The organism is Achromobacter pestifer (assembly GCF_013267355.1).
Taxonomy (GTDB): Bacteria; Pseudomonadota; Gammaproteobacteria; order Burkholderiales; family Burkholderiaceae_B; genus Achromobacter; species Achromobacter pestifer_A.
On the sequence record NZ_CP053985.1, the window covers coordinates 1,360,102 to 1,376,680 of the forward strand.

Consider the following 16,579-nt stretch of genomic DNA (forward strand, 5'->3'; position numbering starts at 1 on the left):
CGGCGAACAGGTCCGCGCGCCCGTGCGGAAACGGCCTGTGCCCGCTGCTACACTCGCGCCAGAAAATCAGTGGAGGCAGCAATGGCAAGGCCCGCCGGCAAGATGGAAAAGAACGCGGAACAAGCGCCCACCGCCGCGCGCAGGGGCATCCAGTCGATCGAAGTGGGGTTCCGGATCCTGGACGTCATCCGCAAGGCCGGCCGTCCCCTGCCCCTGAAGGAAATCGCCGACGCCTGCGAATTGACGGTGCCCAACGTCCATTACTACCTGGTCAGCTTCCAGAAGGTGGGCGTGGTGCAGCAGCACGCGGATACCGGCCACTACGGCCTGGGTCCCTACGCTCTGCGGCTGGGGCTGGCGGCCCTGGAGCAGTTCGACGTGTTCACCACCGCCCGGCCCATCATGGCCGAAGTGGCCGCGGTCACCGGCCACACCGTGTTCCTGGGCGTGTGGGGCAACAAGGGGCCGACCATCGTCTACCGTGTCGAAGGCGCCCGCAGCCGGCCCTTGCTGGAGCTGCGCGTGGGCAGCGTGCTGCCGCTGCTGTCCTCGGCGCTGGGCCGCAACTTCCTGGCCCATCTGCCGGAAGCCAGCACGCGCGAACTGCTGGAACAGGAAATGGCCTCGGCCGGTGCCGATGGATACGGCGGCAAGTCCTACACGCAAAAAGACGTGCAGGCCATCCGCGAGGAAGTGCTCGAACACCACCTGAGCCGCTGCCGCGACGCGTTGCTGCCGCACTTCACGTCGCTGTCGGCGCCCATATTCGACATGCTGGGCGAGATGAAGGCGGCCATCACCCTGATGGGACCGGTGGGCGCCATCGACGACGACCTGCAATCCGACACCGCGCGGCTGCTCAGTGAAAAAGCCCGCTCGATTTCGGCCACGGCGGGCTGGGTGGAACCGCAGGCGCGCTAGGCGCTGCGGCGCAGAGGCTTCGGCAGGTCTTGCCAGCCAGCGTCAGAACCGGTGCGTCATGCCAAACGCGAGGACCGTGGAACTGGCGCCCATCTCCGTTGGAACGCTGGCGCCGATACCAAAGAAGGCCTTGGGAGTGTTCTTGAATCCCCCCGCCCGCGTATAGACACTGGACCGCTTCGACAACTGGTAGTCATAGCCAAGCATCCCGCCGATCGTGTGATCCGATATGCCGTTGAGCGCCCGGTAGAGTAGCGAGCCGCGGAACATGTGCGAACCCTGCTGCCATAGGGAGCCCAAGGACAGGATCTGGGCGGAAATGGTGCCCGGCGCCGTGGGCCGCATCAAGCTGTACAAGATGGATGTTTGCTGCCCGCCTGCCACATAGGCCGCGCTGGCGACGTACAGGTCGGTACGGAACGATCCCGGCGCCGCCGGCCGCAGCGCATTGTAGGATCCGGCCACCACCCATGGACCGCTCGTATAGGTCGCCAGGATGCCAGTATCGCCATTGGCAGGCCCGCCGCCGCTATTCATCGAAATCAGCTCCCGGCGATTCCGCCGGGCATACAGCGCTTGAACGACCAACCCGTTCATCGATGGTGTCTGCCATGAAATGGCATCACTGACCCGCGTCTGTATCACGGCGGCGCCCGGCCCCTGATCCACCGCCAATTGACCAGCGGAGGCCGCAGGCGAGAACACTTCGGAGAAGAAGAACGGATCCGCGGTATGGGACACCACCGCGGCAAACTGCTTGCCCAACTTGACCGTGCCCCAGGATGCCGAACTGACGGCAATGCTTGCCTCGCGGTCAAAGAGCGCGCCGGGATGCCGCATTGTGCCGTTGCTCATGCGCATGGCGTTTTCCAAACGGAATTGGACGCTTACCCCGTCCCCCAGGTCTTCGCCCCCCCGAAGGCCCCAGTACGAATCGGAAGCGGCGTGGATGTTGGAAAATTTGCCGCTGTCGCTGCCCATCCTGGCGATAGGCTGGCCGCCGTTGCGGGCGTACATCGTGAAGGTATCGAGAAGACCATAGAGTTGCACCGTGGCCGCCATGGAGTCCTCCCACGTCGCGCACGACAGGAGGGCGAGTGCGCACGCGCCCCATCGTAAGCGCAGGCGCGGAGTCTTGACGAAGCCCGACGGGGCGCAACGAAATCTGCGGACCAGCGCAGCGACAGGTGCCATCACCAGCGCGGCAAGAGCGGCCATCACGGCCAGGACCGCGCGGGCCAGGCCGGTCGCGGCAGGGAACGGAGATTCAGAGGCGTCGCGCACCGGCGGAGCATGACCGCCTGAAACCCGCTGCGTTGACGGACATGGCCGACGCGGCGGCTGGCTCTGATGAATAGCTATTTCTTGGCACACGGTTGTTTCCTTTGAGGATTGTTGTGGCCAGCCATGTCGACTACGCCTGCAACGGCCCTCCTCCACCTTCGCCGCCCATCAAGCTGCCATGGCCCCGCCATTTAAGAATATGAATTCTGATTCTATTATTCAGAGATGCCGGGATCGAGAACAATGCGAGGTTTCCCGTAGTCAGGGGCAGCGCGGCATGGGATCTGGCTGCACTCCAGGACGGAATTACCGCCCCGCTCGCCTGTCTACCGCGTCGAAGGCGCCCGCAGCCGGCCCTTGCTGGAGCTGCGCGTGGGCAGCGTGCTGCCGCTGCTCTCCTCGGCGCTGGGCCGCAACTTCCTGGCCCACCTGCCGGAAGCCAGCACGCGCGAACTGCTGGAACAGGAAATGGCCTCGGCCGGTTCCGACGGATACGGCGGCAAGTCCTATACGCAGAAGGACGTGCAGGCCATCCGCGAGGAAGTGCTCGAACACCACCTGAGCCGCTGCCGCGACGCGCTGCTGCCGCATTTCACGTCGCTGTCGGCGCCCATTTTCGACATGCTGGGCGAGATGAAGGCGGCCATCACCCTGATGGGACCGGTGGGCGCCATCGACGACGACCTGCAATCCAGCATCGCGCGGCTGCTCAGTGAAAAAGCCCGCTCGATTTCGGCCACGGCGGGCTGGGTTGAGCCGCAGGCGCGCTAGGCGCTGCGGCGCAGAAGCTGCGGATGGTCTTGCCAGCCGGTGTCAGAACCGGTGCATGACGCCAAGCGCGAGGACCGTGGAACTGGCGCCCGTCTCCGTTGGAATGCTGGCGCCGACACCGAAGTAGGCCTTGGCGCTATTCTTGAATCCGCCCACCCGCGTATAGACGCTGGATCGCTTGGACAACTGGTAGTCATAGCCAAGCAGCCCGCCGATCGTGTGATCCGACCGGCCGTTGAGCGCCCGGTAAAGCAGCGAGCCGCGAAACATATGCGAACCGGACTGCCATAGGGACCCCAAGGACAGGATCTGCGCGGAAATGGTGCCCGGCGCCTTGGGCCGCATCAGGCTGTACACGATGGACGTTTGCATTCCGTCTGCCACATAGGCCGCGCTGGCGACGTACAGGTCGGTACGGAACGATCCCGCCTGTGCCGGTCGCAGCGCGTTGTAGGATCCGCCCACCACCCATGGCCCGCTCGTGTAGGTCGCCAGGACGCCGCTATCGCCCTCGGTAGGCCCGCCGCCATCGCTGCTATTCATCGAGATCAGCGCCCGACGATTCCGTCGGGCATATAGCCCGTGGACGACCAGCCCGTTCATCGACGGCGTCTGATATGAAATGGCGTCGCTGACGCGCGTCTGTATGGCAGCGGCGCCCGGCCCAAGATCATCCACCAGCAGCGCAGCGGATGCCGCGGGCGAGAACACTTCGGAGAAGAAGAACGGATCCGCGGTATGGGACACCACCGCCGGAAACTGCCTGCCCAACTTGAGCGTGCCCCAGAAGGCCGAACTGACGGCAATGTTTGCATCACGGTCAAAAAGCGTGTCGGGATAGCGGTACGTGCCGTTATTCATGCGCATGCCGCCTTCCAGACGGAACTGGACGCTCACCCCCTGCCCCAGGTCTTCGACCCCCTGTAGGCCCCAGTACGAATCCGACGCGGAGTAGCTGGACGGATATTTGCCGTTGTCGCTACCCATCCTGACGGAAGACTTGCCACCGTTGCGGGCGTACATCGTGAAGGTATCGATGAGGCCATAGAGTTGCACGGTAGCCGCCGAGGACTCCCCCCAGGCCGAACACAGCAACGGCAGCGCGATTGCGCACGTACTCAAGCGCAACAGCCGGCGCGAAGCCCGCTGCATTGATGAACTTGGCCGGCGCGCTGGCTGGCAATGATGAATAGCGACTTCTTGGTCCACAAGTGTCTCCTGAGGTTTATTGTGGCCAGCCATGTCGACAACGCCTGCAACGGCCCTCCTCCACCTCGCCGCCCATCAAGCTGCCGTGGCTCTATTTTTTAGAATTTGAATTCTGATTCTATTATTCAGAGATGCCTCGATCGGGAACAATGCGAGGTTTCCCGTAGTCAGGGGGCAGCGCGGCATGGGATCTGGCTGCACTCCAGGACGGAATCACCGCCCCGCTCGCTTTACGCCCGCGCGTCGGGCAGCCTGCTGGGCGGCGGCGTGCTGGCCACGTTTTTCTTGTAGTAGGCAATGAAATCCGGCGCCGGCATGGGCTTGCCGTACAGCCAGCCCTGGCCGAAATCCACTTGGCGCGATTTCAGGTGGTCTTCCTGCTCCTGGCGTTCGATGCCTTCGGCCACGGTCAGCAGGTTCAGCGACTTCGCCATGTCGATGATGTGGTCCGTCACCTTGTGGGTGGCGGAATCGGTGCCTATGGTATCAACGAAGGACTTGTCGATCTTCAGCGAGTCCAGCGGCAGGCGCTGCAGGTACGACAGACTGGAGTAGCCGGTGCCGAAGTCGTCGATGGCCACGGCGTGGCCTTGCGCACGGGCCTGCTCGATGACGCTGCAGGCCTTGTCCACGTCCATGAAGCCGCGCTCGGTGGCTTCCAGCCAGATCTGCCGGGGATCGATGGCCGTGCCTTCCAGCTTGCGCTGCAGCACGCGCAGCGCCCGGCCGTCCTTGAGGTCGCTGGCGCTCAGGTTGACCGAGATGTGCGCCCCCCGGTCCTCGCCCAGCAGGTCTTCCATGTCCCGTATCACCAATCGGAACACCTCTTCGGTGATGCGGGTCATCAGGCCGTTGTCCTCGGCGATGGAAATGAACAGATCGGGCCGCAGCGTGTTGCCGCAACGCCGGATCCAACGGACCAGCGCCTCCGCGCCAATGCAGCGGCCGGTGCGCAGGTCGATGATGGGCTGATAGTGGACGACGAACTCCCGCCGCCTGATGCCGGCAGCCAGTTCGCCCGCGATGGACAGGCGCCGGCGCGACAGCCAGACGACCAGCGCAATCATGGCGGCCGCGACCAGCGTGCCCATGGGCAGCCAGAACAGGCGTTCCCGCGGCAGCATGTCCAACGCTTCAGTTTGCGGCTCCAGCAGGACGACGGCCAGGTCCGCGTTGCGGGCGACGGCGCTGAGGTAGGCTTCGTTGATGTCCAGCTTGCCGCCATTGAGCGCCTGCGACACCAGCACGAGATCAGGGTCGTTGCGGGTGCCCAGCATGCCCACGCCCGGCAGCACCACGGCGAGCTGCGCGCCGTCCGTGAGCGCTTTTTCCGTGAACCGGCCCGGTTCGAACAAGGCGCTGTAATCGCCGTGCCGCACGGCGACCATCCTGATGCCGGGGCTCAAGACAGGCACCGCGTCCAGCAACAGGCGCGCGCCGTTGGCCAGCTCGACCTGGGCCGGAACCAACGGCTCCTCGTAGCTGGGCACGCCCCAGGTGGTGCACTGGACGACTCCGCCCGCCACATAGGCCAGGTCATCCACGGCCCGGTCCCGCAGGGCCAGGGCCCGCATATGGCGGATGTGCTGCGGCGAACAGGGATCGAACGCGAGGCGGTCCAGGTCGCGCAGCGTGGCCACGGTCTGGTCCAGCAGATCCTGGGTTTCCGTGAGGATGCGCTGGGCCTGGTCGTCCAGGTAGCGCTGTTCGCCCGCGACGGCGCGGGACCAGGACATGTGCAGCGCGAAACCGATGGGCAGCAGCGCCGCGGCGGCAGCGAGTGCGATGGCGATGCCGATTACAAACTTGCGCGGCATCGAGGCCGTCCCCAGGGATCGCCGGCTGGCGAGGTTATATCTTTTTACACTTTTTGGGGGGCCAGTGTCTCCATCAATTTCCGCTCGCCAGCGGCGCCTCAGCCTTCAGCGACGATCTTGGCGTCGCGGATGGTCTGGGCGTACTTCTGCTGCTCCTGCTTCATGAAGTCCGCAAAGCGCTGGACGCTGCCGCCGCCGTCCTCCGCCCCCACCTGCGCCAGCTTTTCCTGCACGTCCGCCATCGCCAGCACGCGGTCGATGTCCTGGTTCATGCGCTGGACCATGGCGGCCGGCATCTTGCCCGGACCGACCATGCCGAACCAGATGCTGGCCTCGAAGCCGGGATAGCCCTGCTCGGCCACGGTGGGCACATTGGGATGGCTCTTGGAGCGCTGCTGCAGGGTCTGCGCCAGCGCAATCACCTTGCCGGACTGGACCAGCGGCGTGGCGGTGGTCATGCCTTCGAAGCAGTACTGCACATGGCCGCCCAGCAGGTCGTTCATCAGGGGCGCCGAGCCCTTGTAGGGCACGTGCAGCACGTCGATGCCGGCGCGGGCCTTGAAGATCTCCAGCGCCAGATGCTGCGCCGAGCCGCTGCCGGCCGACCCGAACACGATCTTGCCGGGCTGCGCCTTGCAGAGCGCGACCAGGTCGGGCAGCGTCTTGGCAGGCTGCGAGGCGCCGCCGATCAGGATGGTGGGCGTCTTGCCAACCAGGGCGATGGGCGTGAAGTCGCGCTCCACCGAATAGGCCAGCTTGGGCTGCAGGCCCGGCGCGATGCCGTGGCTGTTGACGTGCGCCATCAACAGCGTGTTGCCGTCGTTGGGCTGGCGCGCCACCTGTTCGGCGGCGATGATGCCGGCCGCGCCCGCGCGGTTTTCGACGATGACGGGAATGTTCCACATCACGCCCAGCTTCTGCCCCAGCAGGCGCGCCAGCACATCGGTGCCGCCGCCGGCGGGAAAGCCCACCACGATCTTCACCGGTCCCTGCGGCAGGTCTTGCGCCCGCGCCGCCGCCGGCAGGACCAGCGCGGCCCCCAACGCCGCGGCGCCGGTCATGAATTGCCTACGTTGCATTGCCGTCTCCTCGCGCGCCGGTCCGATGGCCGGCGACTGATTATCCAAACACTGTCACCGTGCACCGCGACCGGCCGTCTGACGCGGCCTGGCTGCGATGCTCCCGTGCTGTCGCCCTCAGCCAGCCACGCGGCTCCACTTGCCGTAGCGTTCGACCATGCGCTCGTCGAAGCCGAAGCCCAGGCCGGGCTCCTGGTGCAGGACCACGCGCCCCTGCTTGTGCGTGAGCTGACGGTCAACCAGCCTGCGGAAGTTCAGGACCTGGTCGTCCCAGAAGAATTCGACATAGCGCGCATTGGGTGTCGCGGCCACCAGCGGCGCGTGCACGTCGTGGAACCAGTGCGGGCAGACCACGACGCCATAGCTGGCGGCGGTGGCGGCGATGCGCTTCCATTCGGTGATGCCGCCGCAGACGGCGGCGTCGGTCTGCAGGATGCCGGCCGCGCCCTTGTCCAGCACCTCCTTGTGATACCAGCGGCCATAGCCGATCTCGGCGGTGGCGATGGGCAGGCGCGTCAGGCGCGCCAGCTTGGCGTGGCTGTCGATGTCGTCGGGGCCGAAGGGTTCTTCGATGAAATACGGATCGTACTGTTCGAAGCGGCGGATGTACTGCATGGCCTGGGTCACGTCCTGCCAGGCGTTGTTGCAGTCCATCATCAGCTCGACGTCGGGACCGATGGCTTCGCGCGCCGCCTTCAGGCGCGCCTCTTCCTGGGCCGGGGACAGGCGGCCGGTCTTCATTTTCACGGCGCGGAAGCCCTTGTCCACGTAGCTCGCCATTTCCTCGCCCAGGTGCTGGGGCGTCTTGCCGTCCAGGTAGTAGCCGCCGCTGGCGTAGGCCGGCACGGTTTCGAGTTCGACCGCGCCCAGGTACTTGTGCAGCGGCAGGCCGACGGTCTTGGCGTTCAGGTCCCACAGCGCGATATCCAGGGCGCTCAGCGCCCGCATCACCGTGCCTTGCCGGCCCTGCAGCAGGGCTTCCTGATACATGGCCTGCCACAGGCCTTCGACGGCATGGGAATCCTTGCCCAGCAGCACGGGGCCCAACAGGTTCTGCACCGCGGCCTCGAAAATAGAGCCTCCAGCGCTGCCCACGTAGCAGAAGCCGATGCCTTCCACGCCATCGGTCGAACGGACTTTCACCAGTCCGTAGTGGCGCGTGGACACGCTGCGGTTCGAAAACGAGGTGACCTTGTCCAGGGGCACCGCGGCGGCGCACACGTCTATGGATTCAATGATGGGCACAACTGGCTCCTTGGTAATCGGAATGGTCGGGCGGGGCCGGCGCAGCGTGCGCGGCCTCAACGCGCTGACCGTATTCTTGCCGTGGCCAAAGAAAACAACAATTATCTTCATCCATCTTTAGAATATGGAAAAAACATCTTTTCAGGAGAACCCGGCCCGTGGACTCGCGCTTTCTGCAAACCTATGTGCACGTGGTGGAACTGGGCTCCATCGCCCAGGCCGCGCGCCATCAGGGGCTGACGCCCGCCACGGTGCAGCAGCGCCTGCGCGCGCTGGAAGCAGACGTGGGCAGCGCCCTGATCGCGCGTTCCGGCCGCACCGTGAAACCCACGCAGGCCGGCATGCGGATCCTCGAGCGCGCCCGCGCCATCCTGCGCGACGTGCGCGATCTGCGTTCCGCCGCGTCCGACACCGAATTGCCTGCCGGACCGCTGCGCCTGGGCGCCACCCCCACCGCGCTGACCGGCATCATGCCGCCCGTGCTGCGCACCTGGACTGCGTGCCATCCGCACATCGAGATCTACATAGAACCCGCGCCCACCACCCTGCTCTACGGCAAGGTGCTGTCCGGCGAGCTGGACGGCGCGCTGCTGGTGCATCCGCTGTTCGCCATTCCCAAGACCTGCGCCTGGCGCGACCTGCGGCAAGAGCCCCTGGTGCTGGTCACGCCGGCCGGCATGAAGGTGCGCGATCCGCTGGAGGTCATCGCGCGCGAACCCTACATCTGCTATGACCGCAGCGTGGTGGGCGGCAAGATGGCCGACGACTATCTGCGCGCGCGCAGCTTGCGGCCGCATGTGCGCTTCGAGCTCGATGGAATCGATTCCATCGCCAAGCTGGTCTCTGAAGGATTGGGCGTGGCGCTGCTGCCCGATTGGGCGACCACGGGCGAGCCGTCCGCCCGCGTCAGGCGCTGGCCCCTGCCGCCGCCCTGCCCGGTGCGCACCGTGGGCGCGGTCTGGCTGCGCTCCGGCGTGCGCGCGGCGCTGATGCAGGCGTTCGTGGAAATGGCCGAGACCCAGCTCGGCCTGGACTGAGCCCCGAGAATCAGCCCTGCGGGCTCGCGTCGCGGCCATTTCGGGCCACGACCACCCCACCGGAAACGACCAGGCGGCGCGGCGCCCGCGTCGCGACGGCCTGCGCGATGCAGCTGGCGTCGACCAGCACCAGGTCGGCGCGCGCGCCCGGCGCCAAACCATAGCCCTCGAAACCACAGGCGCGGGCCGCGGCCGCGCTCACGCAGTCAAACGCCCACTCGACCTCATCGTCGCGCCGCAGGTCGTTGCGCAGGCCGATCAGCATGGCGCGCGCCAGCATGTCGGGGCTGCCGTAGGGAGTCCAGGTGTCGCGGATGCCGTCATTGCCGCCGAAGATCGTCACTCCCGCCTCGCGGCAGGCGCGCACGGCCGGCACCGGCCGCGACGGCGGCGCGGTGGTCAGCAAGGCCACATCCAGCGCGGCCAACCGCCGCAGCAAGCCGTCCAGCCGCTTGGCGTCCACACCGCCCAGGCAGAAGGCGTGGCTGATGACGGCCTTGCCCTGCATCCCCAGCGCCTGGACGCGGTCCAGGATCAGGTCCAGCGTGAAGGCGCCCAGTTCGCCCGGCTCGTGCAGATGGATATCGATGGGCTTGCCGTGCTTGCTGGCGATGCCGAACAACACGTCGAGCGACCGCGCCGGATCGCGGTCTATGGCCGAGGGATCCAGTCCGCCCAGCACGTCCGCCCCCTGCGCCAGGGCCTGGTCCAGCAGCTCGGCGGTGCCGGGCCGGATCAACAGGCCCGACTGGGGAAAGGCGACGGTCTGGATTTCGACGCGTCCGGCCAGCTCCTGGCGCGTGGCATGCACGCCTTCCAGGTGGCGCAGCCCGGCGTCGGTATCGATGTCTACGTGGGTGCGGATGCGGGTCGTGCCTTCGCGCAGGAAGGCCAGCGCCAGGGCGCGCGAATGGCTGGCTGCGTCATGGCCGCTGCGCGCGCGCCAGGCGCGTTCGTTCTCGATGCGGTCGGTCAGGGCCGGCCCCACTTCATTCACGTACCAGGGCGAATCCCAGGTGGTCTTGTCCAGGTGCGTGTGGCCTTCGACCAGGCCGGGCAGCAGCAAGGCGCCCGCGCCGTCCTCGACAGGCACGCCGGGCTCGGCGACCAGTCCGGGGCCGATGCTCTGGATGCGCCCGTCGCGCACCAGCAGGTCCACCGCGGCGCCTTGCGGCGCGCGGACATTCTTCAACAACAGATTGGTCATGGCAGGAGTCCAGGCGCCGCGCGTGGCGGCCGGCCTTGCGCAGACCAGGCGGCACGCGCCGTCAAGCTCAGGCTTGAGGCGGTTCTATCCAGAAAAAACGTTCGCCCTGGCGGACCATGTCGGCCACGCCTTCGGCGCCGATGCGGTAATCCGTGCCCATCAGCGTGGCGCCGCCATCCTCATGGATATGAATGATGGCGAGCGGGTCGTTTGCCATGGTGTACCAGTAGTAACCCGGCTTGAGATCATGCAGGTTCGTAGTCATGTTTCGAGTATACAAACATCCCCGCGCCGTATTCAAAAAGACACAGAAATCCAGGCCATGCCTGACATGATCGGCTTGAGACGGCATACTTCTCGATTCCAGGCCCAAACCGCCCGCACAGTAGGCATGCGTCGACCAGGCTGTCGCCGCATTGGCGCATATGCTTTGATCGTGAGAGGAACCGCGAGCGTATGAAAAGGCAGTCTCTTCAATTCGGCGAACCGCTTAAACAAGCTGTCTTGGACGGTCACAAGATACAGAGCCGGCGCATCCTGAAACCGCAACCGACCAAACTCACCACGGTCTGGTACGCGGACGCAGCGGATTCCGGCAGATGGGTGGCCATGGGCCCATCGCTGGATAATCCGTCCGAACTGCGCAAGACCTCCAGCTGGGTCCGATGCCCTTATGGAAAATCGGGCGATAGCATCGAATTGACCGACGAAGCCGGCAATACCTTCGCCACCGCCGTGATCGTGGGGGTGCGCGTCCAACGCCTGCAGACGCTGTCCGAGGCCGATGCCCGCGCCGAAGGCACGCAAGCCCTGTATCAAAGTTCCGCCCTGTTGCCGGGCGTGCCGCTACAGACCGCCTTCGCCTTGACCTGGTGCGAGCGTTACGGCTCGCATGCCTGGGCCGCGAACCCCTGGGTATGGGTCGTTGAATTCCGTCGCCAGCAGGCCGGTGACGGGCACGACGCCTAGGGCCCCTCACCCTCGCCAGCGCGCAAGACTGGTGCGCCCGCGCAACGCCGTTACCTGGAAACAGGGGCGGATGGTGACCGCCTGTAACCTGGCGGTCCGGCTTCACCTGATTCCAGGCGATTTCAATCCATTTCAATCGCGGCCGCGCCAGAGCGGACCCGCGGTGCTGCGGGGCAGCAAGCCGCATGCCACATCTGCGGGGACGGTTGCGGATTGTCGCGATTGACGCCGTCGCGCTTACTTCTGCCTGACCAAAAAGCCCGAAAATGGCATCAACGAATACTCAACTTTGCTGCGTCATGCGGCGGGCAGGTGCAACATGAAAAAATGGCTTATCGCTGGTGCTGGTGCCGCTGGTCTGCTGATCTCCAGCGTCGCCCTGGCTCGGGTGGACGTCGGTATCTCAATTGGCATACCCGGCGTTGTGTATCCCGCGCCGGTCTACGTCGCGCCGCAGCCGGTGTACGTGGCGCCTCCGCCACCCGTCTATTACCGCCCCGCCCCGGTGTATGTCGCGCCTCCGGTGGTCTACCCGGCGCCGGTCTATTACCGCGGCGGCGGCCGCTACTATGACCGTGGTTACTACTATGGCCGCGGACGCGGGCATGATCATCACCGTGGCCGCGGCCGCGGACACGACCGCGATGATTGAGCGGCAGGCCGCGCTTCAAGCGCAGGCCCGCTGACCTGGGAAATGACAAAGGCCACTCTTGCGAGTGGCCTTTTTTTTCTGCGGGGCAATGTCCGGTGCCGCGCGGAAAGCATCTCAGGCCGCCGGGGCCTGCACGGGTTTGCCGGCCAGCACGGCCGGTTGCTGCGGGGTTTTGCTGGCCTTGCCATCCGTCCACCGCGGCGTTTCCTGAACGAGATCGATCCAACGGCGAGGCTCGCTCGACGACCGCCACCAACCATTATGCGGACGCATGAGCAAACTCCGGTTCACCGTTGAAACGCACACCGTTAATGCCCTGGAACAGCTGCCGGCTTTCCTGCTCGGCTTCGTCCAGGCTCGAAAACGGCGCCTGCCCAGGCACGGTCCAGCATTTTTCCGGCGCAGTGCCGCCGACCCGGCGGGTCCATATCTGCACGCGGTAACCCTGCTCGTCTTCCTGAGCCACGGAGCATCTCACACGAAAATCTCCAATCATTCTTGAAGTCATGGGCAACTCCTTGTTATTTAAGTGAATGAAGCGTGTAGCACACGGGGCATATTGTGCCGTAACTATCCGGCCCTTTTATTGGAATACACAATTGCTCACATCATAATCAAACACTCTCTTGCCGGCAGGTTAATGGCCCGAGGCGACAGGAATATGTACAGATAATAAAAAAAAACGGAGCCCGGAGGCTCCGTCTTCTATTCCGCCAAATGACGGATGGACAGCTGGAAAACGTCAGGCTTTCGACGCCGGATTCAGCACCGTCAGGCCGCCCATATAAGGCTGCAGCGCTTGCGGAATCAGCACGCTGCCGTCGGCTTGCTGGTGATTTTCCAGCACGGCGACCAGTGCGCGGCCCACGGCCAAACCGGAACCGTTGAGCGTGTGCACGTATTCCGGCTTGCCCTGGGCATTGCGGAAACGCGCCTGCATGCGGCGGGCCTGGAAGGTTTCGCAGTTCGACACCGACGAGATCTCGCGCCAGGTGTTCTGCGCCGGCAGCCACACTTCCAGGTCATAGGTCTTGGTGGAACCGAAGCCCATGTCGCCCGTGCACAGCAGCACCACGCGGTACGGCAGGCCCAGCAGCTGCAACACGCGCTCGGCGTGGCCGACCATGTCCTCCAGCGCCTCGTAGGACTGTTCGGGCTGCGTGATCTGGACCATTTCGACCTTGTCGAACTGGTGTTGGCGGATCATGCCGCGGGTGTCTCGGCCGCCGCTGCCGGCTTCCGAACGGAAGCACGGGGTATGCGCGGTGAGCTTGAGCGGCAAGTCGGCGGCGGCCTGGATGGTATCGCGCGCCACGCTGGTCAGGGTGATTTCCGAGGTGGAGATCAGGTACTGGTCTTCACGCACGTACGGCTTGCCCTGGTCGTCGACCTTGGGATCGTCGTCGCCGCCGCCCTTGGACACGGCGAACATATCGTCCTTGAACTTGGGCAGCTGACCCGTGCCGTACAGCGTCGAGGCGTTGACGATGTAGGGGGTGTAGCACTCGGTATAGCCGTGCGTGCCGGTCTGCAGATCCAGCATGAACTGCGACAGCGCGCGGTGCAAGCGCGCGATCGGGCCGCGCATGAACGAGAAGCGGGCGCCGGACAGTTTGGCGGCCATGTCGAAGTCCAGTCCCAGCGGTTCGCCGATGGCAACGTGGTCGCGGGCCTCGAACGCCAGGGCCGGCGGATTGCCGTCGGCGCCAGCCGACCCGGGCAGCCAACGGCGCACTTCGACGTTGTCGTCGGCGGATTCGCCCAGCGGCACGCTGGCGTGCGGCAGGTTGGGCACCGACATCAGCAATTCGTTGAGCGGCTGCTGCAAGGCGGCCAGCTCTTCTTCCAGCTGCTTCAGGCGCACGGGCACGGCCTGGGATTCGGCCATGACGGCGCTGGCGTCCTCGCCCTTGGCCTTGAGCTGGCCGATCTGCTTGGCCAGCGCGTTGCGGCGGGCTTGCAGGGACTCGGTTTCGGTCTGGACGGCCTTGCGGCGGGATTCCAGCTCATTGAACCGTTCCGTGTCGAAGGACACGCCACGGCTCTTGAGGCGGTCGACGACGGTTTGCAGGTCTTTGCGCAGCAGTATCGGGTCTAGCATGGTGATGTCAGTGAGGTTGCGTGAAGCAACGGGCGCAGCCCGTTACCGTTTCTTGGCACGTTCCTGGGCGTCCAGCTCGCGCAGGAATGCCAGCTTTTGCTGGATTTTAGCCTCCAGGCCGCGATCGGTCGGCCGATAGAAGGAGGGATTGAGTCCATCGGGGAAATATTGCTCGGCGGCGGCGTAGCCATGGGGCTCGTCATGCGCGTAGCGGTAGGCCTGGCCGTGGCCCAGCTGTTTCATCAGTTTGGTCGGTGCGTTGCGCAGGTGGATCGGCACCGGCGCGCTGCCGTGCTCGGCCGCGAACTTGCGCGCCTGGTTGTAGGCGTTGTAGACGGCATTGGACTTGGCCGCGCAGGCCATGTAGACCACGGCCTGCGCCAGCGCCAGCTCGCCTTCCGGCGAGCCCAGGCGCTCGTAGATGTCGGCGCCGTTCACGGCCAGGTCCGTGGCGCGGGGATCGGCCAGGCCGATGTCCTCCACGGCCATGCGCACCAGGCGGCGCGACAGGTACTTGGGATCGGCGCCGCCGTCGACCATGCGGCAGAACCAGTACAGTGCGGCGTCGGGGTTGGAGCCGCGCACCGACTTGTGTAGCGCGCTGATCTGGTCGTAGAACGCGTCGCCGCCCTTGTCGAAGCGGCGCAGGTTCTGCGACAGCGAGATCTCCAGCCAAGCCGCGTCCACCGTGTCCCGGCCAGCGGCCTGCGCCGATTCGGCCACCACCTCGACCGCGCTGATCAGGCGGCGCGCATCGCCGTCGGCCCAGGCCGCCAGCTGTTCACGCGCGTCTGCATCGACATGGATGCGCTCGCCTTCGTCCAGTCCGTCGTTCAGGGCCTGCACGGCGCGATCGACCAACTGCTGGAGTTCCTCGGCCGTGAGCGATTGCAGCACATACACCCGCGCCCGCGACAACAGCGCCGAATTGACCTCGAACGAGGGATTCTCGGTGGTGGCGCCGATGAAGGTGAACAGCCCGCTTTCCACATAGGGCAGGAACGCGTCCTGCTGCGCCTTGTTGAAGCGGTGCACCTCGTCGACGAAAAGGATGGTGCGGCGTCCCTGGCCTTGCGCAATCTGGGCCACGGTGACCGCGTCGCGGATGTCCTTGACCCCGCCCAGCACCGCCGAGATGGCGATGAACTGCGCGTCGAAGCCATCGGCCATCAGGCGCGCCAGCGTGGTCTTGCCCACGCCGGGCGGCCCCCAGAAGATCATGGAGTGCGGACGGCCCGATTCAAACGCGACGCGCAAGGGCTTGTCCGGCCCCAGCAGATGCGACTGGCCGACCACGTCGGACAGGGTGCGCGGGCGCAGCCGCTCGGCCAGGGGCACGTATGGCCGATGCGCAGGATCGGCCGCGAAGAGATCGTTGCTCATTGGCAGGAGATGAGGGAAGACAGCAAGTAATTCAAGTCAGCATTACACCATGGCCACAAGCCTTCCCCCGCCCGGCGCACCGCTAGGCCAGACCCGGCGGCCCGAAGCGCCGGTTCGCGAGTACCGGCAGCACCTTGCGGGCATGGGCCAGGCGTTCGGGGTCGATATCGGCGAACACCAGCGCCGGGGCCTCGCCCGCGCGCGCCGTCACCACGCCCAGCGGATCCACCACCATGCTGCAGCCGATGTTGCGTTCGCCGCATTCGCCCGCCGCTGCCACGTAGCAGGTGTTTTCCAGCGCACGCGCCGTGACCAGCACTTCCCAGTGCATTTCCTTCAACGGACCGCGGACCCAGGCTGCCGGCAGTACCAGCAGGTCCGCGCCATCCAGCGCCAGACGCCGCGCCAGTTCGGGGAAGCGTACGTCGTAACAGGTCATCAGGCCGACGCGCAGGCCGCCGATGTCCAGCAGGGGCGGAATGTCGACGCCGGGGGTGACGTTGGTGGATTCCTTCATGTTGAAGGCGTCGTACAGGTGCAGCTTGCGGTATTGCGACAGGATCTGGCCGTCGCGCAGCGTCACCAGCGTGTTCCAGACCCGCCCTTCCCCGGTAGGCACGTGCACGCACATCATCGTCGCCAGTTGCGAGCCGCGGCTGGCTTCCAGCAGGCGGCTCATGAAGGGGCCGTCCAGGGGCTGGGCGGCTTTCAGGACGATCTGCGGATCGGTGATGTCGCGGGCCAGGATGCCTTCAGGCAAGACCAGCAGGCCGGCGCCGCCGGCGCGGGCGCGTTCCATCAGGTCTATGCAGACCTGGGCGTTTTCTTCCCAGACGCGGCTGACGGCGAACTGGCCCAAAGCAACTTTCAGCATGACGCTTCCTTGTGTCGGAGGTTTTTCCTA

The 16,579-nt window shown here is 65.7% G+C and carries 16 protein-coding genes; 5 read left to right on the plus strand and 11 right to left on the minus strand.

The genetic code is table 11. The features are described from left to right. Positions 1 to 81 precede the first annotated feature (81 nt). A complete protein-coding gene (locus FOC84_RS06720; protein ID WP_173143744.1) occupies positions 82 to 921 on the plus strand; it encodes an IclR family transcriptional regulator in 840 nt (279 codons plus the stop codon). Between the two features lie 42 nt (positions 922 to 963). On the opposite strand, the gene FOC84_RS06725 is transcribed toward FOC84_RS06720, so the two are convergent. Further along, positions 964 to 1,983 (minus strand): porin, encoded by a 1,020-nt coding sequence (locus tag FOC84_RS06725; protein ID WP_173143745.1) that lies wholly within the window; start codon positions 1,981 to 1,983, stop codon positions 964 to 966. Positions 1,984 to 2,562: 579 nt separating this feature from the next. Between FOC84_RS06725 and FOC84_RS06730 the strand changes: the two genes are divergently transcribed. Continuing rightward, positions 2,563 to 2,976: an IclR family transcriptional regulator domain-containing protein gene (locus FOC84_RS06730; protein WP_254241926.1), complete on the plus strand. Its 414-nt coding sequence runs from the start codon at positions 2,563 to 2,565 to the stop codon at positions 2,974 to 2,976. Between the two features lie 42 nt (positions 2,977 to 3,018). On the opposite strand, the gene FOC84_RS06735 is transcribed toward FOC84_RS06730, so the two are convergent. From FOC84_RS06735 to FOC84_RS06750, 4 genes are all read right to left on the minus strand, one after another. Further along, a complete protein-coding gene (locus tag FOC84_RS06735; protein ID WP_173143746.1) occupies positions 3,019 to 4,185 on the minus strand; it encodes a porin in 1,167 nt (388 codons plus the stop codon). 230 nt (positions 4,186 to 4,415) lie between these two features. Continuing rightward, positions 4,416 to 6,002: an EAL domain-containing protein gene (locus FOC84_RS06740; protein WP_173143747.1), complete on the minus strand. Its 1,587-nt coding sequence runs from the start codon at positions 6,000 to 6,002 to the stop codon at positions 4,416 to 4,418. Between the two features lie 98 nt (positions 6,003 to 6,100). Further along, complete coding sequence (locus FOC84_RS06745) at positions 6,101 to 7,081, minus strand: Bug family tripartite tricarboxylate transporter substrate binding protein (protein ID WP_173143748.1); 981 nt, start codon at positions 7,079 to 7,081, stop codon at positions 6,101 to 6,103. A 117-nt stretch (positions 7,082 to 7,198) separates the two neighbouring features. Next, positions 7,199 to 8,326: a mandelate racemase/muconate lactonizing enzyme family protein gene (locus FOC84_RS06750; protein WP_173143749.1), complete on the minus strand. Its 1,128-nt coding sequence runs from the start codon at positions 8,324 to 8,326 to the stop codon at positions 7,199 to 7,201. Positions 8,327 to 8,484: 158 nt separating this feature from the next. On the opposite strand from FOC84_RS06750, the gene FOC84_RS06755 reads away from it, so the two are divergent. Then, complete coding sequence (locus FOC84_RS06755; RefSeq protein WP_173143750.1) at positions 8,485 to 9,363, plus strand: LysR family transcriptional regulator; 879 nt, start codon at positions 8,485 to 8,487, stop codon at positions 9,361 to 9,363. A 10-nt stretch (positions 9,364 to 9,373) separates the two neighbouring features. Here the strand turns inward: FOC84_RS06755 and FOC84_RS06760 are convergent, their stop codons facing one another. Then, a complete protein-coding gene (locus tag FOC84_RS06760) occupies positions 9,374 to 10,570 on the minus strand; it encodes an amidohydrolase family protein (RefSeq protein WP_173143751.1) in 1,197 nt (398 codons plus the stop codon). Positions 10,571 to 10,637: 67 nt separating this feature from the next. Then, positions 10,638 to 10,835 carry a hypothetical protein gene (locus tag FOC84_RS06765; protein ID WP_013391913.1) on the minus strand — a complete coding sequence of 66 codons (198 nt, stop codon included), beginning with the start codon at positions 10,833 to 10,835 and terminating at the stop codon, positions 10,638 to 10,640. 191 nt (positions 10,836 to 11,026) lie between these two features. Between FOC84_RS06765 and FOC84_RS06770 the strand changes: the two genes are divergently transcribed. Both FOC84_RS06770 and FOC84_RS06775 read left to right on the plus strand, forming a co-directional pair. Further along, the gene (locus FOC84_RS06770; protein ID WP_173143752.1) at positions 11,027 to 11,539 is read left to right on the plus strand and encodes a hypothetical protein; all 513 of its coding nucleotides are present in this window, start codon (positions 11,027 to 11,029) and stop codon (positions 11,537 to 11,539) included. 319 nt (positions 11,540 to 11,858) lie between these two features. Beyond that, on the plus strand, positions 11,859 to 12,191 hold the full coding sequence (locus FOC84_RS06775) for a virulence factor (RefSeq protein ID WP_173143753.1): 333 nt from the start codon (positions 11,859 to 11,861) through the stop codon (positions 12,189 to 12,191). A gap of 259 nt (positions 12,192 to 12,450) precedes the next feature. On the opposite strand, the gene FOC84_RS06780 is transcribed toward FOC84_RS06775, so the two are convergent. From FOC84_RS06780 to FOC84_RS06795, 4 genes are all read right to left on the minus strand, one after another. Next, positions 12,451 to 12,699, minus strand: coding sequence for a hypothetical protein (locus tag FOC84_RS06780; RefSeq protein ID WP_088138742.1), 249 nt, complete (start codon positions 12,697 to 12,699; stop codon positions 12,451 to 12,453). A gap of 234 nt (positions 12,700 to 12,933) precedes the next feature. After that, positions 12,934 to 14,292 carry a serine--tRNA ligase gene (gene serS, locus FOC84_RS06785; protein ID WP_173143754.1) on the minus strand — a complete coding sequence of 453 codons (1,359 nt, stop codon included), beginning with the start codon at positions 14,290 to 14,292 and terminating at the stop codon, positions 12,934 to 12,936. Positions 14,293 to 14,334: 42 nt separating this feature from the next. Continuing rightward, complete coding sequence (locus tag FOC84_RS06790) at positions 14,335 to 15,675, minus strand: replication-associated recombination protein A (RefSeq protein ID WP_173143755.1); 1,341 nt, start codon at positions 15,673 to 15,675, stop codon at positions 14,335 to 14,337. An 82-nt stretch (positions 15,676 to 15,757) separates the two neighbouring features. Then, positions 15,758 to 16,549 carry a deaminated glutathione amidase gene (locus FOC84_RS06795; protein WP_173143756.1) on the minus strand — a complete coding sequence of 264 codons (792 nt, stop codon included), beginning with the start codon at positions 16,547 to 16,549 and terminating at the stop codon, positions 15,758 to 15,760. Positions 16,550 to 16,579 lie beyond the last annotated feature (30 nt).